Raw genomic sequence first — 20,427 nt, 5'->3', positions numbered from 1 at the left:
CCGGTCGGAATTTTCTATGGTTAAAGGAGTAATTTGAAACGAAAGAGCGGCTTTGCCGTAGGAAATCACGATCGGGAGAGACAACCTATGAATTGGTTCCGGGGTGTTTTATTGAGCGTGGTGGTGGGGATCGGCGTCGGAAGCGCGATGGCGGAGGAAAACTACGGCGCCAAGGCGGGCCGTAAGCTGGGGATGGGCGCGGCCAATATCGTCACCTCTTGGTTGGAAGTCCCCAAGACGATGATCAATACCTACAACCAAACCAACTTTATATTCGGTATCACCGGCGGCTTTGCCAAAGGTTTGGTGAATACCGGCGGGCGGGCGATTACCGGCACCATCGATGTGTTGACGTTTTACGTTCCCACCAAGCCGGTGCCACAGCCTCCGATGGTTTGGGACAACTTCGACGCCGATACCAGCTACGGACCGGCATTCCGCCTCGATACCGACGACAAGGCGGAATAGCTTTGCCTGAAACGCAGGCGAGTGGCCAGATCCAGATCCAGCTGTAAGCGGCGCTGGATGGTCTTGGCCTTCGTCTTGTTCCCGTAAGGGCCAATCATGGCTCGTTCCCCCGCTTCGGTACGGATCAACCGGGCGGGAAGGGGCGGTCCTTGGTGTTTGAGCATGGCGACCAGCCGCCGGGCGTTCGACTCCGAAAATACCCCATCGACCACCAGATACCAACCCGGGTCCGCGGCGGGAGGTTGGTAATCGCCCCGCCAAGAGGACGGATGGGAAAGCCGCGGCGTCCGTTCCAGATAGGCTTGCCAAGCAAGGGATCGCCCGCCCACGGGCAGGGGAATCCCGTGGCTACCGGCGATGGCTCGATCGACTTTTTCCCAATCGACGGACACTTCGGAGGCCCGTTCGATCTCGCGCAGATCGCGGATCACTGCCTGTTTCAGGGCGTGCAAGCGTTTGCTGTCGCTTTGCAAGGGCGGGTAGACCTGGAGATAAATTTCGTCCCCCAGCCGGTCGATCAAGTAGGGTTGGTCCACGATGGCGACCGGGGTTCCCACCGGCACCTGCGGAAACAGGGCGGCGATATCCTCCGGGTAGAGGCGGATGCAGCCGTGGCTGACGCGCAACCCCACCCCATAAGGCTTGTTGGTTCCATGGATCAGGTAGCCGGGCATGCCCAGGCGCAGGGCATGACTGCCCAAGGGATTGTCGGGACCGGGCGGAACCACTCGGGGGAGGGGATCGCCTTTGCGGGCGTGCTCGCGGCGGATGGAGGCCGGCACGAACCAGCTCGGATCGGCTTTTTTCTGGACGATTCGCGTCTTGCCGCGCGGGGTTTCCCAGTCCTCGCGGCCGATTCCCACCGGATAGGACCAGACCGCCCCCCGAATCGTCGGGCGGAAAATAAAACAAGCGCATCGCCGGGAGATTCAGGACCATCCCTTCTCGCGGGGCGTCGGGCAGGATGAACGCCAAAGGCAATAGGATTTCTTCGCCGGCCGGCGGAAGCCACGGATCGATGCCCGGATTGGCATCGCGGATGGCCTGGAGTCCGATGCCGAAATGGCGGGCGATATCCGCCAGGGTGTCGCCTTCCCGGACCGAGATGTGGGCGATTCGGCCGATCGATCGGTCGTGTTGGGAAACATGGAAATGCTCGGTTTCCAGCGATTCCGGCGAAATTTCCCCGAATCGAGGCAGGAGGGACTGGCAGCCGCTCAGGCTCAACAGGAGCGCCAGCCAGACAAGAAAATATCGATTCATCGCGTGTCGAATCATAAATTATCCGTCAGCTTAACAAATCGACGGATCGGCTGGCGAGCCATGCGGAAATCGCATCCGCCTCTTCTTCCTCTAGGGTCCCGTTCAGTCAGCGAGACGTGCATGATAGCGTCTCAGATCGATGGAGGCGGGCAAGGGGACCTCGCTGAGCAGATATTCGGTCAAACAGCGGGTCGCCCAGGGCGCCAGGAGACTGCCCTTGGAACCGAATCCGTTGCACAGCAGCAAGCGGGAGTGGCGGGGATGGCGGCCGACGAAGGGTTGGTGATCCAAAGTATTGGGACGAATGCCGGCCCTCTGTACGATGACCTGCGCTTGAAGCGGCTTTCGAAACAAAGCGTTCAGACCGGCCAACAAACGTCTGCGCGCGCTTTCCGAAACGTCTTCGGTCAAGGGCTGCCAGCGGTAGGTGGCGCCGACGCGAAAACGTCCTTTGCCCAAAGGAAGCGTCCAGCAGCCGGCGTTAACCGGAAAAGGCGGCAAGGGCGTCCGGCTTTCCAGGGTGAGAATTTCCCCCTGGGAAGGCTGCCAGGGCAATGCGCCGAACCAGGGATTGTCAACGCCCCGCCAGCCCTCGCAGAAAATCACCCGATCCGCGTGCAGATCGTTCCATCGGATGCCGCTTTGGCTCATGGCGAGGGCGGCGTAGTCCATTCGTCGGCCCAGATAAGCGCCGCGTGCTTGCAGCCAATCCCGGAGTCGATCCAAAAGCACTTCCGTATCCAGATGAGCGGCTTCTTTGAGCCAGCAGCCGCCGTAATCGTCGGCCAGGTTCCAGCCGGCGGTTCCGGGGGGGATTTCCTCTCCCAAATAGGGTAGGTAGTCGGCTTCCCGGCGGCGCTTTCGGGCCTGGTCGCGTTCGGATTGGTTCCGATACAGACGGAGGATAGGGTGTTCATGCCAAACCCGACACGTCAGGTCTTGGGCCAAGTCCTTGTAACCGCCGCGCGCTTCGGGCAAGGCGGTATCGACGCCGACCGTTTTGACCCAACGCTTTCCGGTCACCGGCGTCACCAATCCCGCCGCCGTCCGGGAGGCGTTATTCCCGCCGCCGTCCACCACCAATACGGTCAATCCGGCGCGGATCAACCGCCAAGCCAGGAGGCTGCCGACCAAACCTTGGCCCAGGATCAAGACATCGTAAGTCACGGGCCGATTTCCATTCGCTCGAAAGCGATTGCGCTATTTCGATTCATCGTGCTGAATTCTGGTGCATGGATGGGGCGTAAAAAGGCCGGCCACCGGACCGGAAACCCGTCGAACGGTCGCTCGGGCCGATGGCACGGATATTGTTTTAAATTATTCACAAGCATAATGGTTTTCCGGGAGGAGATGAGCAGTGCCTTCGGGCTTTGTTATTCGACCAAAGGGGAAAGCTATGTTCGCGTTCATTCACAATCTGATCGTTCGGCAATTCAATCAGCTCGTTTTGAGCAGCTACCGCTGGCAACGCAGAAGATGTCTTTATCTGGGGGAAAAGGTGGTGCAGTGGCAAGATCCGTTGTCATTGCTCTGGTATTCCGAGAATACCGCTCTGCAGTTGGTCAAAGCGCGTGCGTTGGACGAATTTCCGAATAAATAGTTACCAACATCCGAATATCGCCAAGGCGATTGCCTCCTCGTGGCTTCCATCCAGCCCCTACTGAGAATGCTCCGGTCAATTATTGGATCGGAGCTTTTTTTTGCCCGGAGCACGGCGGCGACAAAGCCTAAAATATTCGAAACCTACGCCCGAAACGTTTGTCCCTGGTTTAAACTCTTTCAAGATTCGTGTGAGGGTCGGGGTGATCGCAAATGTCATTGTTTTTCTCTCCAGTTGGTAACGGTGTCGCAAAAGCGCCCTCTCCCTCTAGCGGAAGAAGGAAAGTTACTTGAGCCGCTTCCGGCCATTTTATCGACGAGACCCTCATGCACATCAGCATTTTCGACCTGTTTAAAATCGGCATCGGTCCTTCCAGTTCCCATACCGTGGGACCCATGCGGGCGGCATATCAGTTTGCCGGCTCGCTGTCGGAGGCCGGTCTAACCGGCCGCTTGGCTTCACTCACTATCGATTTGTACGGTTCCTTGGCCGATACCGGTCGGGGCCACGGGACCGACAAGGCGGTACTGCTGGGCCTGGAAGGGGAGATGCCCGAATCGGTGGATCCGGAAACCATCGACGGCCGGATCGCCGTCATTCGGAAAAAACGCCTGCTTCGGCTGCGCGGGGCGAAAGAAATTCCTTTCGACGATTCCAAGCAGCTGATTTTCCACCGCGGCAAACAATTGCCTTTTCATCCCAACGGCATGCGTTGTACGGCGTGGGATGCGGATGGCAGGGAAATTCGCGCCGAGGAATTTTATTCGGTCGGCGGCGGTTTCGTGGTGAACGAAAAAATGCTCGCCGAAGGGTTTCCGGACCGGGCAGGCGACCAGGCACCCTGTGCGTTCCGCAGCGCAAGAGATCTGCTGGAACTCTGCCGCACCCGTAACTGCGCTGTCAGCGATATCCTGTTGGCCCATGAAAAAACCTGGCGCAGTCAGGCGGAAATCGAAAACGGATTGCGCCATATCTGGTATACGATGCAGGAATGCGTCGAGAAAGGCTGCCGGCGGGACGGCATCTTGCCCGGCGGCATGAAGATCAAACGCCGGGCCCCGGCCATATACCGGCAACTGCAAAGCAGCGACGCCCAACTTGCTTCGGCCGCTCCCTTGGGAACGCTCGATTGGGTCAATTTGTTCGCCCTGGCGGTGAGCGAGGAAAACGCCGCCGGGGGGCGCGTGGTGACCGCGCCCACCAACGGCGCCGCCGGCATCATCCCGGCGGTGCTGCATTATTACACGCGTTTCTGCAGCGGGGCGAACGAGGCCGGGGTCATTCGCTTCCTCCTCACCGCGGCCGCCATCGCCATGCTGTATAAAATGAACGCCTCGATTTCCGGCGCCGAAGTCGGCTGCCAGGGCGAGGTGGGGGTGGCCAGTTCCATGGCCGCCGGGGCGCTGACCGAAGTGCTGGGCGGGTCGCCGGCGCAGGTGGAAAACGCGGCGGAAATCGGCATGGAGCACAACCTGGGATTGACCTGCGACCCCATCGGCGGCTTGGTTCAGGTGCCTTGCATCGAACGCAACGCCATGGGGGCGGTGAAAGCCATCAACGCCTCGCGCATCGCTTTGCGGGGAGATGGAAGCCATTTCGTCTCGCTCGACAAGGTGATCAAAACCATGCGTCAGACCGGCGCCGACATGAAATCCAAATACAAGGAAACCGCACGAGGCGGACTCGCGGTCAATGTAATCGAGTGTTGATGGAGGGCATTATTCCCCCTTCCGGACCGTTATCTTTGATATTTTCCACCTCGCAGGTTTTATCTGTGTTGAGTACAAATTTTGTTTGGTATATATGCATAAATTGCGCATTCCAAAATGAAGGGTGCGTGGGGTCGTCTTGCAAGTGATTGTATTTATTGAGAGCGGCAAGAAGGAATGTCTTGGCGTGTTTTTTGAAGACTCAACTGTGAGTGCAAGTTTTAACCCGTTGAGTCTTCAATATGAATACAAAAATGCCAAACAAACAGGCTTTGCTCATCTATCTGGTCATTGTGTTTCTGAATGCATTTGTGGATCTCGGCCACAAAATTCTGATTCAGAACACGATTTTCAAGGTTTACGAGGGGCAAACGCAGATCGTTCTGACGGCAGCCGTCAACGCTTTGATCCTGGTGCCGTTCGTGGCGTTGTTTTCGCCGTCGGGGTACTTGTCGGACAAATACCCCAAAAACCGCGTCTTACGCCAGAGCGCGTTGGTTGCGATCGGTCTTGTCGGCTTGATTACCGTGTTCTATTACCTCGGCTGGTTTTGGCCGGCATTCTCCATGACCTTCCTGCTGGCGGTCCAAAGCGCCGTTTACTCTCCGGCCAAATACGGTTACATCAAGGAACTGGTCGGCAAGCAGCACCTGGCCTCCGTGAACGGGTACGTTCAAGCGGTCACCATCACGGCCATTTTGACCGGCGTGTTGGTGTACTCGATTCCGTTCGAAAATCTTTTGGAAGGGGTCGAATCCTTCACTCGAACCAATGTCCTGAAACACATCGCCCCCCTGGGATGGAGCTTACTCGCCATTGCCGTCGTCGAGGCGCTTCTCGCTTACCGGCTACCCCAAAAACAACCCGTCGACGCAGCGCTTGCTTTCAATTTCCGGGACTATCTTTGTGGCCGCTACCTGCGTGGCAACCTGAAAACCTTGTTCGATCGCGAACAGGTCTTCCTGCCCGTTTTGGGCCTGGCGGTTTTTTGGGGGATCTCCCAGGTCGTTTTGGCCGCTTTTCCCGCCTTTGCCAAGGATGCACTGGCTATCACGAATGCCGCCGTCGTCCAGGGTTTGATGGCGTGCGCCGGCATCGGCATCATCATCGGTTCGGTCATTGCCGGGAAAAGTTCTCAAAGACACATCGAGACCGGTTTGATTCCCGTCGGCGCCCTCGGGGTGGTGGTGACGCTCTCACTGCTTCCCGTGCTGCATGATCCCCTGTGGCAGGCTTTGAATTTCGCCGTCTGGGGTATTTTCGGCGGTCTTTTGGTCATTCCGCTCAATGCGCTGATTCAATTCCATGCGCACTCCCATGATTCCGGCCGCATCCTGGCCGGCAACAATTTCATCCAAAACGTGGCGATGCTGGGGTTTCTCACCGCCTCGGCGATGTTGGTGACGGTCGGCGCCGGCAGCACCGGCCTGTTTGCCTCGCTGACGATCATTGCCTCGATCAGCGCGCTCTACACCCTTTGGAAGCTTCCGCAATCCTTGATTCGTATCGCGGTGACTTGCCTGATCCAACGGCGTTACCGGGTGGACGTGCTCGGGTTCGAGCATCTCCCGGAATCCGGCGGCGTGTTGATGCTCGGCAATCACATCAGTTGGATCGATTGGGCGCTCCTCCAAATCGTCAGTCCGCGCCCGATTCGATTCGTGATGATTCGAAGCATTTACGAAAAGTGGTATCTGAAATGGCTGTTCGACCGGTTCGGGGTGATTCCCATTTCCGATCGGGGTGCCAAATCCGCGCTTTCCCAAGTCACCGAACGGCTCAATCGAGGCGAAGTGGTCTGCCTGTTTCCGGAAGGCACCATCAGCCGGACCGGGCATCTCAATGCCTTTCAGCGCGGATTCGAAAAGGCCCTCGAAGGGACCGACGCCGTGGTCCTGCCTTTTTATTTGCATGGACTTTGGGGGAGCCGGTTTTCCCGGTCGAGCGATAAATTGAAACGGCAGCGGAGGGTCAATGGAAAATACGATGTGACGGTCGTGTTCGGTGAACCGTTACCGAAGACAGTTCGGGCCGAAGTCGTCAAGCAACGCATTCTGGCATTGTCCACCGATGCCTGGGAGATCTACACGGAAAAGCTGCCGCTCCTGCACGTCGCCTGGATGGAGACGGCCAAACGGGCCCTTTCGGAGATCGGCGTCGTCGATTCGACCGGAAAGCGTCTGACATCCAGCCGGCTTCTGATCTCCGTGCTGTGTGTTTCGAGACGGCTTAGAAAAACGCTTTCCGGCCGAATGATCGGCTTGTTGCTGCCGACCGGCGCGGCCGGAATTATTGCTAACCTTGCGGCGCTGATGGCCGGGAAAACCCCCGTCAACTTGAATTACACCGCCGGCAAAAAAGCGTTGAAGGAAGCCCTCGAACAGGCCGGCATCGAACGGGTGATCACCGCGAGATCGTTTTTGAAGCGCCTCGACAGGAAGGGATTCTCGTCGGAAGAACTCTTTCAAGACCTCGAAATATCCTATCTCGAGGACATCTTCGCCCGGATCGGAACCTTCCAATGGTTGACCACCTTCCTTCAGGTGCGGGCATTTCCGGCATGGGTGCTCAAATGGCTGCATGCGGCGCCGGTTTCGATCGATTCACCGGCGACGGTCCTGTTTTCCAGTGGCAGCGAGGGCAAACCCAAAGGTATCGTTTTGAGTCATCGCAATCTGATGGCGAATTTGAAGCAAACTTCCGATGTATTGAATACGGAGCACGGAGATGTCGTGATGAACGCCTTGCCGCTGTTTCACGCTTTCGGACTCACCGTGACGACGTTTATGCCGCTGGTCGAAGGCATGCCGGTGGTGTGCCACCCCGATCCCTCCGATACCGCTAAGATCGCCAAGCTGATCGCCGAACACCGGGCCACGATTTTTTGCACCACCCCCACCTTTTTGGGGCTTTTTGCCCGAAATCCCCGCATCCATCCCTTGATGCTCGAATCCTTGCGAATTGTGGTGAGCGGCGCCGAAAAATTGAATCCCGACACCGAGCAAGCCTTCCGGTTGAAATTCAACCGACCCGTTTTTGAAGGCTATGGCGCCACGGAAACCTCGCCGGTTGCCGCGGTCAATATTCCCGATCGCCTGGACGCCGCTTCCTGGAAAGCGCAAAAAGGCGCCAAATCCGGAACCGTCGGTTTGCCGCTTCCGGGAACGAGCCTCCAAATCGTGGACCCTGTGACCTTGAAAGCGTGTTCGATCGGGGAGGGCGGTCTGGTTTTGATTGCCGGCCCTCAAGTGATGCAAGGTTATCTGAACCAATCCGAAAAAACGCATGAAGCCTTGATCGAAATCGATGGGCGCCGTTGGTACCGAACCGGCGACAAAGGCCATTTGGATGAGGACGGATTTCTGACCATCGAAGATCGATACGCACGGTTCGCCAAAATCGGCGGGGAAATGGTCAGTCTCGGGGCGGTGGAACAAGCGGTTCGATCCGTACTGCACGATCCGGAAACGGATCTCGTGGCGGTGAACCGCCCGGATCCCAAAAAAGGCGAACGGGTGGTTTTGGCGGTCACCCGACCAATCTCGTTCGATGCGTTGAGAACCGGTTTGCTTGAATCGAAATGCAATCCATTGATGATCCCGTCGGAAGTGATCACGCTGGCAGCCATTCCCAAACTCGGAAGCGGCAAAACGGATTTCGGTGTCGTTAAACAATGGGTGGCGTCGTCCTGCCGTGACCACGCGCATTTTTCGTGCAATTTCGATGAACTCGACGTGCTCGGCCTTCCCCCCAAGATGTCATATCCCTCGTCGTAGCTTTGACACAGCTCGCTCTCACAGGCCGTGTCGCGAGAGTTTGTCGCAAGTTATCCACCGCCAAACTGCGCCAGTCGCTGGCGTCCCTTGTCGGTCAGTCGGTATTTCTGTTTGCTGCTGCACGGCTTGTCGGGGATGGTCATTTCAATCAGTCCGGAATCCAAAGCGGGGAGCAGATAGGCCTTGCGGAAATGCTCATCGTCTTTCAGCCCAAGCGCCTCTTTGAGCTATTGCCGCGTCATCATCGGTGAGCACGGTCAGCCGCCCGATGGCCTCGCTGATCGCGGCGACCCGGTTCAGGATCTCGGGGGTGATGGTGTAGGGCGGCTGGTAGACGCTCATAAGCTCACCATTCAATGAGCGTTGTCATTCGCACCCGGCGCATCCTCACCCTTCACGACCGGCTTGCCATCCTGCCATGTCACGGAGTACTGGCCCAACCGGCGCTTTTTCTCCAGCGTCTTGCCGACGGCCTGACGCAGCGTTTCCAACTGCCGCAGCCCTTCCGGAGATGGCGTGGTTTTTCGTTTGGTAGTCATTGTTTGGCCTCCTCAAGCAGAAGCTGATAGAAGTCGTCATGCAAGATATCGCGTTCACTGTCGCGCTGTTCGAAAACCAGCACCGGGCTTTCCCCGTTGTTCATGAAGCAGGTGCAGCTATCGACGCGATGGCTGAAATCGTTCAAAAGATGGCGCAGGCTGCGGGGAAAGCGCCGTTCGACATCCGCCACCGGGATGTTGTGCCCGCCGTGGGCGACCCGTTCGGCGACACGCAGTTTGGACATCTCGACGCTGGGCAGGGCTAGATAGATCAGTTCCACCCGCCAGCCATCGGCACGCAACCGCTCGACCAGCCGCAGATAGGTACGCCCGGCCAGGGTGGTTTCAAAGGCGAAATTCTCGTGGGCTGTAATGCGTTCCTCGATCTCGCGCAGAAAGAGACGGCTAGCGGCCAGCAACTCCCGCTCCGGGGCCAGCGGCGAGAGCCCGGCAGCGATCAGGTCGGCGTTGATGAAATGGGTGCAACCCGCAGCCTTCGGCAGGTACTCCAAGGCGAAGGTGGTTTTTCCCGCGCCGTTGGGCCCGGCGATGATCCAGCAGGTGGGGTTGGTATTGTCGTTTCGTTGCGCGCTCATGTCACCCCTCACAGATACTTTTTCATCACCGCCTCTTTGCGGGCGGGGGCGGTGTCGATGATGGCCTGTGCCTCGGTGATCTGTTTTTCCAGATCCTCGACCTTGGCGACGAATTTTTTCTGTTCGGCCAGGGAGGGAACCGGCACCTTGATGTTTTTCATCACGGTGGCGTTAATGTTGGACTGGTTGATCGACTTTGAAGCCTTGCCCTTGGCCTCAGCTTGATAGGCCGGAGAATTCATCATTTTGACGAGGAACAACGGCAGTATCTTGCTGGTGTCGGGCACCACGCGAACCAGGTAGGAGGCAAAACAGTAGTCGCCGTCCAGATCGAAGAGGCCGGTCTTGCCGACATGCTCGATGCTGTTGGTGCGGTTGAAAAGTAAATCGCCCTTGTTAAGCCGGTACTTGGCGAACTCCTCGGCGCTGATGTCGGCGCACTTCATCGCGCCGTTGTCCACCATCCGCCCCTGAATGATCTCGTTCATGCGGAAAATCTTGTAGCCGATACCGGCCTCGTTCATCTTCTCGTTCAGGCCGTATTGGATGTTGGTGCTCAGCTTGGCGATTTCGATGCGGGGGGCGGTGGAGGCGTAGATGGACTCAACAAGTAGTTCGATAGATTGTTGCGTGCTGGCGATCTTGGTTCTTGCAGATTGAACAGCTTTGTCAACCTTTGTGAAGTCGTCACAAATTTGCGATTGAACCTTGAGGGGCGGTACCGGGATTCTCAGGTCGGCATAGAACGATTCAGGGACTCGTCGGTGGCCGCTTGAACCAGTCATGTTTTTCTCGGCAACTTTCCTGACCTCCGCTCTATTCAAGTAGCCGAAAACATAGTCAGGAAGAACCTTTCCTTTATCCGCACGAATGACGTGAAACTCAGAGCTTCCCATCCCGATCTTATTGCTTAATCCTCTTGCAAGTGCGCATTTGCCGTTTTCCATGCAAGGGGTAATCTTTGCAATGATGATGTCGTCCTCGGCAAAGTAGGTGTAGCTGCCCTTCAATACTTCTCCAAGTTTTCTAGGGACCGCACCGGTGATAAAACCATCCTCGCTCACAGAGGCCATTTCAACGAAAGATATTTCTGTTGAGGCAGAAACACCTTTCAACTCACTCTTTCGCGGATTCAACACCGCAACCTGTCGGATTGGCATTTGCGGCCACTTTGTGACGGACGTGAGGCTGGCACGGACTACAAGCGAGAACTGTTTTTCGAATACTGTTTGGGAAAAATCCAGCATATCCACCAACCGTGCCGGGTTGGCCACCTCGCTCAATTCAGCCGGAATCGTCCCAAGTGTCCCATCGAAATTCGCGGCAATGTGGCCGCTGAGCTTGGCCGGGTTGGCGCGGGTAAAGCGCATCGGGTTGGCGTGGTCCGGGCCGTCGTACAGGGCGGTGATGTGGCGGCCAGCGGCGTCCTCGATGAGCTTGATGCCTTCATCCCCCTTGGCGCTGCTCCACTCGTAACCGAGAAACTGCTTGATCTCCTTGGTTCCGGACGGACTGCGAATGATCAGCACCGGGTTGCTCTGATCCGAGGCGAGGCAGAAGTGATAGAGCTTGTCGCGCTCGATGGACTGCACATAGGCCAGGTAGCGCTTGGCGATCTCCGCCGTCTGTTCGGCTTTGCTTAGGGCCTTGAATTTCTTCTGCTTGCGCAGGTTGACCAGCTCGGTGCTCCTGTCGAACTTGTCGTGATAGGGCTGGAAATGCTCCTGCGGCTTCCAGCTTCCCTCCGTCTCACCGCGCAGCAGGCTTTGGTAATCGGCCAGGGGCACATTGATATGGGCGCAATACTGCTCGATCAGGTGGCCGTCCTTGTAGATCGCCTGCTTGCGCTTGCTGGCGGCGCAGCCCTTGAACCATTCCTCCACCCGTTCGCGGTAGTGCTCGGCGGTGTCGGGCTGGGTCGGCTTGCGGCGCAGGAACAGGGTGACGGTGTTGGTGCCGGTCTTGCCGAAAGTGCCACTGCCGAATTCGGCGATGGCGACGATATCGAAATACTGCAACAGGATTTCGCGGGCGCGGATGTAGGTGGAGCCGCCGTTGGAGAGGATCGACGAGGGCAGGATGATGGCGGCCACGCCGTCGCTCTTCAGTAACTGCTTGGCCCGCTCGACAAAGAAGGTCTCGATGCTGTTGGCCGTCTCGGCGTCGTTGATGGTGTCGGTGAGCGAATAGGCCTTGCGCTCCTCCTCGGGCAGGGTTTCGAGAAAGCCGCGCACGCTGTAGGGCGGATTGGCGACGAGCAGGTCGAAATGGCCGTCGCGGATGTCGGGAAAGGCCTCGTGGCTGTTCACCAGGCCATCGCCGTAGCAGACCTGGATGCCCTGCTGGCCGTACATGAAGGCGGATACCTTGGCGACCTTGGAGAGCCGGTACTCCTTTTCGATGCCGACCATCGATTTGTGGTATTCGGCCGGGTTGGCCTGGGGCTTGTGCTGTTTGAGCAGGGGTTGAAGCTGCAAGGCCAGTTCGGTGAGGAAATGGCCCGCGCCGCAGGCGTAATCGATGGCCATGGGCGGCGTGGGGTTGTCGCGCACCAGGCTTTCCAGTGGCAGGCTCATCAGGACAAAGCGGCAGATGGGCATGGGGGTAAAAAATTGCCCCTCACTCTGCTTGATGCCTTGGTCGAGGAAGCCCTCGAACATGTCGCCGAGAAACTGGTTGTGGCCGTTGGGGTTGGTCAGGCGGATGTCCTGCCACATTTGCAGGAGTTTTAGCAGCACGTCGGCGTTCTGGTAAAAAAGCCGTTCGTTGTGGACGTCGATAAAGGAAAAGTCGTTGTTGGTGAAAAACTTCTGCTGAATGAACAGATTCCACACCGCCCGCTGGGTGGCGTCCGGATTCTGGCGGATGAAGCGCAGGGCGTTATTGACATCGTTCTGATTGATGTAGGTGATGTCCTCGCCGAGGAACTTGTCCATGCCCGACTGGTAGAGCTGCTGCAGGCGATCCATCAGATCGAAATGGCTGTCGTAGGCGACACCCTTCCAGTAAAACTTGAGGTCGTCGGGGTTCTCGATCTCGTCCACCAGCTTGCAGAGAAACAGGTTCACCAGCTTGTCGAAGGCGTTTTCCCGGCCCGATACGTTGTGCTGACGCAAAATGGTCGCGAACTCATGATATTTCTTCTGCTGATCCGAGGCGGAAATGGCGTGCAGATCAGCCAAGGAATACTTGTCCTTGCCGATCTGGTAGGGCTGGATGTTGTCCTCGAAGATCCCCTTGGTGGTGAAGTCGAGTTTGTAGGTATCGCGCCAGACCGCGAATCTCTCCTTGACGTCGGTGACGCTGCGGAAGGGTTTGAAGTGCGGATTGGCGACCAGATACTGGTCGTTGTCGCGGTGGGCGATGATATGGCTCTGGTAGCTCAGTTCGGCGTTTTCAAAATCCGAGGTGTAGAGGCAAAGAAACTGGGTCTCGCTGATCTGTTGTGCGTAACTGAAAAGCTGGTCGCCGTCCTGCAGGGTCTTGTTCCAGGCTTTTTTGAACTCGGCCCCGGCAGTTTTGCACTCGATGATGAGCAGCGGCTTGCCGAAATTGTCCTTGACCAGAATATCGGCGCGGCCGCCGCTGGCGCCGCGGCCCAGCTTCCATTTTGGCTCCAGCTCGATGTGTTCCGGTTTGTAGCCTTTGTCCAGCAGACGATGAACACACTCGAACACCACAAAGTTCTCATTCGCCGTAAAGTTGCAGGTCTGGCGTTCGTTCACGACCAGCCCGTCAGACTCCGGGTAATGGATGGTCTGCTTGGTGACATCGACACTTAAAGAGGTTGCGCCAATCGTCTTGCTGTAAATGGATTTATTCTTGGCAAAGCCGAGGAAGTCCAGCAGCGCGATGAAATTGTCCTGACTGATCATTCCTTGATTCCCCCTTTGCCGGTCCCGTGCGCCTTCATCCACTGATCGATCTCCTCCCGGTCGAAACGCCACTGGTTGCCGATCTTGGAAGCGGGAACCTCGCCGCGCTGGGCCATGCCGTAGAGCTTGGTCCTGCTCATCTTGATGTAGCCCGCCAGTTCATCAATGGTCAGCCATTTGTCGTATGTATCCATGACCTCACCGTTCGGAAGAGATTCGTAGTAAAAAATTGATAAAGAAAAATAACCCTGGCCATCTATAAAGACAAGAAGAAAACAGGAAATTTGACCAGTTGCGGGATTTTTCCGACACATCCCAACGCCACCCGGTAAGTAAGCCCTCAGAAAGCCAGCATAAAAAAATCAGCTGACGCCCGACACTGTGATTCGCGCCATCCATGGCGCTCACCCTGCGGGCGTCCTCAGGGACGTCCAAATCCGCTCTCCTGCGGACTTGTCTCCGTCTCTCCGGTAAGTAAGCGGGGAAGCAATCAAAATTCACAACGAGGAGCGACCGACCATAAGCATCAACGACCTGTTTGACGGAATCATGAAGAGTATCAACCACTTTCCGCCAACCCGACCAGAGAAACAATTTTCTCCCCCCTTCGAGTCGTCATGCCTCACACCTGTTTTGCCACATAAACGCCGTAGCTGTAGTAGTCACGGTATTTTTCATAAAGGGCAATTTCGTGCTGTTCCGCTTCGACGACAGCCTTGGCCTGATCGCTTCGGCCATGCCGCTGAAGGAACGCATCAAATCGGCTCTGTAGGGGGCGATAGTAATTCTCAAGCCAGCAATGCACCGGCAGGGCAAAGTAACCTTGTGGGCTATAGCCATGCCGCTCAAGGATTCCGATCTTTGCCGAAGCGAGATCGATTTCCGGGTACTCAATTTCCCAATGGGACTGGAGCTCCGCCGGTCTCGTGGCGCTGAGCCAGGTGATCTCGGAAACGATGAGTTTACCTCTAGGCTTCAGGAATCGGCTCCAGACGGATACCCCGGCCTCAAAACCCATGTTGTAGACGGCCCCTTCGGACCAGATCACGTCGAAATCACCTTCCTCAAATGGCAGGGCATCCATGGAGCAGTTCAGCGTGGTGATCCTGTCCGCCACGCCATGGTCGTTGGCTCTGGATTGAAGCTCGTCGAGGAATTCCGGCAAGAAGTCCACGGCGGTGATGTCGGCATCCAGCTCCTTGGCAAGGGTAATGGTCGATGCGCCGGTGCGCAGCCAATATCCGCGATCTTCAATGGGCGCGATCGGTCGAGTCCGGCCAGCTCCAGCGCCCGTTTTGTTTCAGCTTTTCCGCCGGGTCCTTGCCGTTCGGCAGGTCGGTGGAGGTCTATGAGTAGTTGGAAATCATCCATACCAGTTTTCTTTCTTGATCAATGCTTCTGTGCCATGGCAGGGGCAATAACGCCATCTCCACAAATTTCCACCGCATGCCCGCGATGGTACTTGTTCGAGATTTTTCATGCAGCATTCAAGACTTGCAACTCGACATGCAATCCCGCGGATGCCGCCATGTTCACTAGGGCATCAAGGCCAAAAAGCTGAATTTTTCCACGCATGAGATCCGAAACACGTGGTTGCGTGATCCCGAGTCGCCGGGCCGCTTCCGCCTGGGTCCAACCTTTTTGCTTTATGTGCTGCTTGAGCACGATCATCAGGCTCGACCGGAGCTTCATGCTTTCCGCTTCCGCCACCGTGTCTTCAAGAGCATCCCACACACTTTCAAACGTCTCGTTACTCACCGTCTCACCTCATTGATCAACTCTCGGTATCGCCTTTTCGCAAGATCGAGGTCTGCTTTACTGGTCTTCTGGGTTTTTTTCTGGAAGCAATGCAGAACATAGATGGCCTCCTCGAACTTGGCAATATAGATCACACGAAACGCACCCTCGGCATCCTGAATCCGAATTTCCCGAACACCCGGGCCTATCGTATTCATCGACTTCCAGTGGTCCGGATCAAGTCCTCGTTGCACTTGGTCGAGCTGGTGACCGGCTTCTTGTTTAGGCGCCGCTGGAAAACTTCGAAGATCTGAAAGGGCGCTTCCAAGAAAACTAAGTGGTTTGCGTTTCGGCATGCGGTTAATTATACAAAATTTTGTATATTTTTCGATAGGCGAAAATATGGCTGTCCAGTTTGTCCCCGTAGATCGCGACACCCCTTATTTGCTTCCACCGAGCATCCAGGACTATCTGCCGGAAGATCATCTGGCCCGATTTGTGATGGAGATGGTGGATCAAGTGGATCTGATCAAGTAGTGCCGATCTGGCGTTCTGCTGGCGATGGGCTCACGAACATAAAATAGCAGCTCGTCTTATTTTAGGTTCGTGCCGTTTCCTAAAACTACGGTCTCCATCGGTTTGATCTCGTATCCCATGGCCCTATAGCCGCGCTGGCGTTTGTCCCACATGCGGGCAAGCCGGGGTTGATCAGTCTCGGCATAGTCGTAGATGCGCACATCCTGCTTGTCGACGTGTTCCCGGTGTAGGCGTCCGGCGTATTGCTGCAAGGTTCCCTTCCAGGAGATCGGCATGGCCAGCACCAGCGTGTCGAGCGGCGGATGGTCGAAGCCTTCACCGATCAGGCGGCCGGTGGAGAACTGCCAATCGCTTGATGCCTCGATGGCGGAGACGCGGTCGACAATCTTGACGCTGCCGGGTTTCATGACTGCGCCTCGTTTTTCAGTGCCTTGAGCAGCGGCAGCAGTTCAGGCACGTCATCTTGGATGATGCTCCACAGGGTGTCGTCGTCGATGCCCAAGTAGCCGTGAATAAGGCGGTTGCGGGTGGCGATGATCATCCGCCAGGGGATTTCAGGATGGGCGGCGCGGACTTAGTCCGGGATATGGGTGGCGGCTTCACCGATCAGTTCCAGGTTGCGCAGGGCAGCGTCGTAGGTCAGGCCGCTGGCCACGAAACCGGCCTGATCGATGCCGTCAGTGTAGGCGAGTACCTTTCCGGCGAAGTCGATCATGTCGTCGAGGTAGAAGCGCCATTCGCGCTGGCTGGCATCAGACATTGACCCGCTCCTGTTCAATATAGGGGCGCAGTTCTGGCCGCAGGGCCTTTTCGGTGACCAGGTCGACCGGGCAACCGAGTAGGTCCTCCAGATAGAACTGCACTCCGAAATAACGCTTGGATGTGGCCGGACCGTCGAAGGCCACCAGCACATCGACATCGCTGCCGCTGGTCGCCGTGTCACGGGCGGTGGAGCCGAACAGGGCCAGCCGGGTCACGCCGAAACGGACCTGCAGCTCCGGCTTGCTGTGGCTCAACAGCTCAAGGGCTCGCTGTCTGTTCATCGTTCAACCTCCAAACGGTCCTATTCATTTTTTGAGCCTTTGCCCACCGGAAAGCGTGGGGCGCACAAGAGCCATTCAAAACTGTTCGGTAATATTACATCCGCTATGCGGCATGCAACTCAGGGTTCGAGGTATCTCCGACAGATTCAAAATCGTTCCGGTATGTGAATCCCATGGAAGCCAGCACGAAAAATTTAACCACTGCCGAGTCGTCATGCCTCACACCTTTTTTGCCACATAAACGCCGTAGCTGTAGTAGTCACGGTATTTTTCATAAAGGGCAATTTCGTGCTGTTCCGCTTCGACGACAGCCTTGGCCTGATCGCTTCGGCCATGCCGCTGAAGGAACGCATCAAATCGGCTCTGTAGGGGGCGATAGTAATTCTCAAGCCAGCAATGCACCGGCAGGGCAAAGTAACCTTGCGGGCTATAGCCATGCCGCTCAAGGATTCCGATCTTTGCCGAAGCGAGATCGATCTCCGGGTACTCAATTTCCCAATGGGACTGGAGCTCCGCCGGTCTCGTGGCGCGGAGCCAGGTGATCTCGGAAACGATGAGCTTTCCCCCGGGCTTCAGGAATCGGCTCCAGACGGATACCCCGGCCTCAAAACCCATGTTGTAGACGGCCCCTTCGGACCAGATCACGTCGAACTCACCTTCCTCAAATGGCAGGGCATCCATGGAGCAGTTCAGCGTGGTGATCCTGTCCGCCACGCCATGGTCGTTGGCTCTGGATTGAAGCTCGTCGAGGAATTCCGGCAAGAAGTCCACGGCGGTGATGTCGGCATCCAGCTCCTTGGCAAGGGTAATGGTCGATGCGCCGGTGCCGCAGCCAATATCCGCGATCTTCAATGGGCGCGATCGGTCGAGTCCGGCCAGTTCCAGCGCCTGTTTTGTTTCAGCTTTTCCGCCGGGTCCTTGCCGTTCGGCAGGTCGGTGGAGGTCTATGAGTAGTTGGAAATCATCCATACCAGTTTTCTTTCTTGATCAATGCTTCTGTGCCATGGCAGGGGCAATAACGCCATCTTCACAAATTTCCACCGCATGCCCGCGATGGTACTTGTTCGATTTTCATAGGCCCCGTTATTTGCTCTTGATGGCCTGAAAGGCCGAATCGTCAGCCAAATGCATATAGATGCGGCCTTTCAACTCGCCATTTTCAATGACCGCCCAACCTCGGCCGCAGACCGGATCGTTTTCATCCTGTCCAGACCAGGAGAACTCAAAACGTGAAGCATTGCCGTATTGCTCCACCCGGCCGTCGATATCTCCGGATACCAGCCCGAACTGAAACTGTCCGGTCCCTTCCGAGTCGATTCGGATGTAACCCGGCACCTCCATATCCACATAATCCTGGTCCCACACCTCCATCTCGGCGATGCGCCACTTTCCGGTAAACGGTTTCATCTGTTTCATATGATGTCTTTCAATGACCATTGTCATTCGCGCTCGGCGCATCCTCGCCCTTAACGACGGATTTGCCGTCTTGCCAGGTGACGGCGTATTGGCCGAGTCGCCGTCCCGGCGGCTTGTCCGGCCCGCTGCCGTCTTTCTTCACGAAGCTTTTGAATGCTCGTCCGAGACCAACGCCTGCCATTCGGTAATGGCCAAGACTCGACTGAAGAAATCGCTCGGGGTTACGATAATGAACAAGCCTTTCTCGTCGTAGAGCTTATACAGCTTGTCTCCCGGCTTGGCGTTTTTGATCTTGGCGTCTGATAGTTTGGCCATGTGGGGTAACTCCGATTCAATGGGGCATGTTGCCACGCGAAAATACCACAGAAGCGTGGTTGCTTTCACCGGATTTCGTCGGAATTGGTAGGAATGAAAAAGCCCGCAACGCGGCGGGATGTAAGGCTTTATCGGGTGTATTCGGAAGTGCTAATGGTGGAGGCGGGGGGAATTGAACCCCCGTCCGCGAATCCTCCGCCTCAGGCTCTACATGCTTGTCCGTTCTATTCATTTAACCGTTTGCTACCCGAACGGCGGGGAAAACAAACGGCGAGTCCGGTATAGGTTTTAACGGATCCGCGCCGGACGCGATTCACCGCGATCTTGTGAGATATGACACCTGAAATCCGGACGCACAAGCACGGCTCCGGTCAGATGGCACCCTACTGGGTTTTAAGCAGCGAGTGCGTAGTTGTCGTCGTTGGCAACTATAGAGTTTGCAGATGGTTTTACGAGGTATTCTGCACCTCGGCATGCACCTGTAGGTTTCGCGACCCGCGTCGAAGCCAGATCGCCCCCTCTGGTACGTTTATATAGACTTGCGTCTATCGGAAAAGTTCCAAGGTTTTCAGCCTTGAAGCGGTTTTTCATCCCTCCCGAAATTGACAGTTCATCATAGCAAATGATCGGATTTCGAATCAATTGATATAAGTGGCCCGAGCGTCTCGGGAACTGAATAAATCAGACAGTATCAGCCGGTCAGGGTTCCGTTTCGGTAATCGGCCAAAGCCTGTTCGGTTTCTTCGCGGGTATTCATCACGAATGGTCCGGATTGGACAACGGGTTCGCCCAAGGGCTTTCCCGCGAGCAGCAGGAAGCAAGCGCCGTTCGGTCCGGCCCGGACGTGAATTTCGTCGCCGTCGCTCAGGAGCCCCGCGGAATGCTCCGGTAACGATTGCTCGTCGTCGCCAATGGTGGTCTGTCCGTCGTAGAGATAAATGAAAGCGTTATAGCCGGGATTCACCGGGACTTCTAAGCCGGCCTCCGCCGGCAGGTGGACGTCGAGAAACAGGGGATCCGTGGTCAAGCCTTGAATGGGGCCGGAGACGCCTTGTTCACCGGGAATGAACGTGCCGGCGATCACCCGGACTTCGCCGCCGGATTCCAGCGCCACAGTGGGGATCTCGTGGGATGGAATATCGCGATAGCTCGCCGGTTTCATTTTTTCCGCGGCGGGTAGGTTGATCCAGAGCTGGAAACCGCGCATCCGGCCTTGTTTCTGCTGCGGCATTTCCGAGTGGACGATGCCGCGTCCGGCGGTCATCCATTGGACGTCGCCGGGACCCAAGTCGCCGCGATTGCCGACGCTGTCTTCATGGCGCATGTGGCCGTCGAGCATGTAGGTGACGGTTTCGAAACCGCGGTGGGGGTGGGGCGGGAAGCCGCGGATGTAGTCCTGCGGGTCGTCGGAGAAGAACTCGTCCAGCAATAGAAAAGGGTCGTGCCGCAGTTGGGAGCTGCCCAGGCTGCGTCGCAGTTTGACCCCGGCACCGTCGGAAGTGGCCCGGGAGGGAATTACCTTGGAAAGTCTGCGTGTACCCATAAGTCGACCC

Annotated in this window: 22 protein-coding genes, 1 other RNA gene and 1 pseudogene; 5 read left to right on the top strand and 19 right to left on the bottom strand. The window is 56.8% G+C overall.

Translation table 11 applies throughout. The annotated features are described in order from the left end of the window. The first annotated feature begins 87 nt into the window (after positions 1 to 87). Entirely contained in the window at positions 88 to 468 is a 381-nt protein-coding gene (locus tag H035_RS19060; RefSeq protein WP_022948750.1) for an exosortase system-associated protein, TIGR04073 family, read from the top strand. On the opposite strand, the gene H035_RS22200 is transcribed toward H035_RS19060, so the two are convergent. Both H035_RS22200 and H035_RS0109520 read right to left on the bottom strand, forming a co-directional pair. Beyond that, positions 423 to 1,331, bottom strand: a complete 909-nt coding sequence (locus tag H035_RS22200; protein ID WP_051149768.1) for a L,D-transpeptidase family protein — start codon at positions 1,329 to 1,331, stop codon at positions 423 to 425. The genes H035_RS19060 and H035_RS22200 overlap by 46 nt on opposite strands. Positions 1,332 to 1,833: 502 nt before the next feature. Continuing rightward, positions 1,834 to 2,898 (bottom strand): NAD(P)/FAD-dependent oxidoreductase, encoded by a 1,065-nt coding sequence (locus H035_RS0109520; RefSeq protein WP_022948749.1) that lies wholly within the window; start codon positions 2,896 to 2,898, stop codon positions 1,834 to 1,836. A gap of 229 nt (positions 2,899 to 3,127) precedes the next feature. Between H035_RS0109520 and H035_RS0109510 the strand changes: the two genes are divergently transcribed. The 3 genes from H035_RS0109510 to H035_RS19050 all read left to right on the top strand — a co-directional run bounded on the left by H035_RS0109510 (position 3,128) and on the right by H035_RS19050 (position 8,816). After that, on the top strand, positions 3,128 to 3,331 hold the full coding sequence (locus H035_RS0109510; protein WP_022948747.1) for a hypothetical protein: 204 nt from the start codon (positions 3,128 to 3,130) through the stop codon (positions 3,329 to 3,331). A gap of 326 nt (positions 3,332 to 3,657) precedes the next feature. Then, positions 3,658 to 5,040, top strand: a complete 1,383-nt coding sequence (locus tag H035_RS0109505; protein WP_022948746.1) for an L-serine ammonia-lyase — start codon at positions 3,658 to 3,660, stop codon at positions 5,038 to 5,040. Between the two features lie 254 nt (positions 5,041 to 5,294). Next, positions 5,295 to 8,816, top strand: coding sequence for an acyl-[ACP]--phospholipid O-acyltransferase (locus H035_RS19050; protein ID WP_022948745.1), 3,522 nt, complete (start codon positions 5,295 to 5,297; stop codon positions 8,814 to 8,816). Between the two features lie 50 nt (positions 8,817 to 8,866). Here the strand turns inward: H035_RS19050 and H035_RS22755 are convergent, their stop codons facing one another. The 9 genes from H035_RS22755 to H035_RS0109460 form a co-directional block, all read right to left on the bottom strand. Then, on the bottom strand, positions 8,867 to 8,992 hold the full coding sequence (locus tag H035_RS22755; protein WP_407635336.1) for a Fic family protein: 126 nt from the start codon (positions 8,990 to 8,992) through the stop codon (positions 8,867 to 8,869). 19 nt (positions 8,993 to 9,011) lie between these two features. Next, positions 9,012 to 9,158, bottom strand: a complete 147-nt coding sequence (locus H035_RS22190) for a hypothetical protein (RefSeq protein ID WP_200861539.1) — start codon at positions 9,156 to 9,158, stop codon at positions 9,012 to 9,014. A gap of 11 nt (positions 9,159 to 9,169) precedes the next feature. Beyond that, positions 9,170 to 9,355, bottom strand: coding sequence for a hypothetical protein (locus tag H035_RS0109490; protein WP_022948743.1), 186 nt, complete (start codon positions 9,353 to 9,355; stop codon positions 9,170 to 9,172). Further along, positions 9,352 to 9,951 carry an AAA family ATPase gene (locus tag H035_RS22465; protein ID WP_022948742.1) on the bottom strand — a complete coding sequence of 200 codons (600 nt, stop codon included), beginning with the start codon at positions 9,949 to 9,951 and terminating at the stop codon, positions 9,352 to 9,354. Before H035_RS22465 ends, H035_RS0109490 begins: the two co-directional genes overlap by 4 nt. Before the next feature lie 8 nt (positions 9,952 to 9,959). Continuing rightward, positions 9,960 to 13,826, bottom strand: a complete 3,867-nt coding sequence (locus tag H035_RS0109480; protein WP_022948741.1) for an N-6 DNA methylase — start codon at positions 13,824 to 13,826, stop codon at positions 9,960 to 9,962. Next, positions 13,823 to 14,020: a helix-turn-helix domain-containing protein gene (locus H035_RS0109475; protein WP_022948740.1), complete on the bottom strand. Its 198-nt coding sequence runs from the start codon at positions 14,018 to 14,020 to the stop codon at positions 13,823 to 13,825. Before H035_RS0109475 ends, H035_RS0109480 begins: the two co-directional genes overlap by 4 nt. A 428-nt stretch (positions 14,021 to 14,448) precedes the next feature. Beyond that, positions 14,449 to 15,060, bottom strand: a complete 612-nt coding sequence (locus H035_RS19045) for a class I SAM-dependent methyltransferase (protein WP_268741931.1) — start codon at positions 15,058 to 15,060, stop codon at positions 14,449 to 14,451. Between the two features lie 242 nt (positions 15,061 to 15,302). After that, on the bottom strand, positions 15,303 to 15,584 hold the full coding sequence (locus tag H035_RS0109465) for a helix-turn-helix domain-containing protein (RefSeq protein ID WP_022948739.1): 282 nt from the start codon (positions 15,582 to 15,584) through the stop codon (positions 15,303 to 15,305). Continuing rightward, complete coding sequence (locus H035_RS0109460; protein ID WP_026596462.1) at positions 15,581 to 15,919, bottom strand: type II toxin-antitoxin system RelE/ParE family toxin; 339 nt, start codon at positions 15,917 to 15,919, stop codon at positions 15,581 to 15,583. The genes H035_RS0109465 and H035_RS0109460 overlap by 4 nt, the downstream gene beginning before the upstream one ends. 46 nt (positions 15,920 to 15,965) lie before the next feature. On the opposite strand from H035_RS0109460, the gene H035_RS22595 reads away from it, so the two are divergent. Then, the gene (locus tag H035_RS22595; RefSeq protein WP_022948737.1) at positions 15,966 to 16,100 is read left to right on the top strand and encodes a hypothetical protein; all 135 of its coding nucleotides are present in this window, start codon (positions 15,966 to 15,968) and stop codon (positions 16,098 to 16,100) included. 56 nt (positions 16,101 to 16,156) lie between these two features. Here the strand turns inward: H035_RS22595 and H035_RS0109450 are convergent, their stop codons facing one another. The 8 genes and pseudogenes from H035_RS0109450 to H035_RS0109420 form a co-directional block, all read right to left on the bottom strand. Then, positions 16,157 to 16,507, bottom strand: a complete 351-nt coding sequence (locus H035_RS0109450; protein ID WP_022948736.1) for a hypothetical protein — start codon at positions 16,505 to 16,507, stop codon at positions 16,157 to 16,159. Next, positions 16,504 to 16,815 (bottom strand): annotated as a pseudogene (locus H035_RS19040) (HepT-like ribonuclease domain-containing protein). Before H035_RS19040 ends, H035_RS0109450 begins: the two are co-directional and overlap by 4 nt. A 37-nt stretch (positions 16,816 to 16,852) precedes the next feature. Beyond that, positions 16,853 to 17,143 (bottom strand): nucleotidyltransferase family protein, encoded by a 291-nt coding sequence (locus H035_RS0109440; RefSeq protein WP_022948735.1) that lies wholly within the window; start codon positions 17,141 to 17,143, stop codon positions 16,853 to 16,855. A gap of 219 nt (positions 17,144 to 17,362) precedes the next feature. Further along, entirely contained in the window at positions 17,363 to 18,112 is a 750-nt protein-coding gene (locus tag H035_RS0109435; RefSeq protein WP_022948734.1) for a class I SAM-dependent methyltransferase, read from the bottom strand. Between the two features lie 114 nt (positions 18,113 to 18,226). Next, the gene (locus H035_RS0109430) at positions 18,227 to 18,559 is read right to left on the bottom strand and encodes a hypothetical protein (protein WP_022948733.1); all 333 of its coding nucleotides are present in this window, start codon (positions 18,557 to 18,559) and stop codon (positions 18,227 to 18,229) included. A 138-nt stretch (positions 18,560 to 18,697) separates the two neighbouring features. Beyond that, the gene (locus H035_RS22180) at positions 18,698 to 18,874 is read right to left on the bottom strand and encodes an Arm DNA-binding domain-containing protein (RefSeq protein WP_022948732.1); all 177 of its coding nucleotides are present in this window, start codon (positions 18,872 to 18,874) and stop codon (positions 18,698 to 18,700) included. 154 nt (positions 18,875 to 19,028) lie between these two features. Then, positions 19,029 to 19,393, bottom strand: a transfer-messenger RNA (tmRNA) gene (gene ssrA / locus H035_RS21335). 172 nt (positions 19,394 to 19,565) lie between these two features. Further along, positions 19,566 to 20,417, bottom strand: coding sequence for a pirin family protein (locus tag H035_RS0109420; protein WP_022948731.1), 852 nt, complete (start codon positions 20,415 to 20,417; stop codon positions 19,566 to 19,568). Positions 20,418 to 20,427: the final 10 nt, after the last annotated feature.

Origin of the sequence: Methylohalobius crimeensis 10Ki (assembly GCF_000421465.1) — a bacterium.
GTDB classification, from domain to species: Bacteria; Pseudomonadota; Gammaproteobacteria; order Methylococcales; family Methylothermaceae; genus Methylohalobius; species Methylohalobius crimeensis.
The sequence above is the reverse complement of the archived record's forward strand: the minus strand, read 5'-3'. Positions and strand labels throughout refer to the sequence as shown.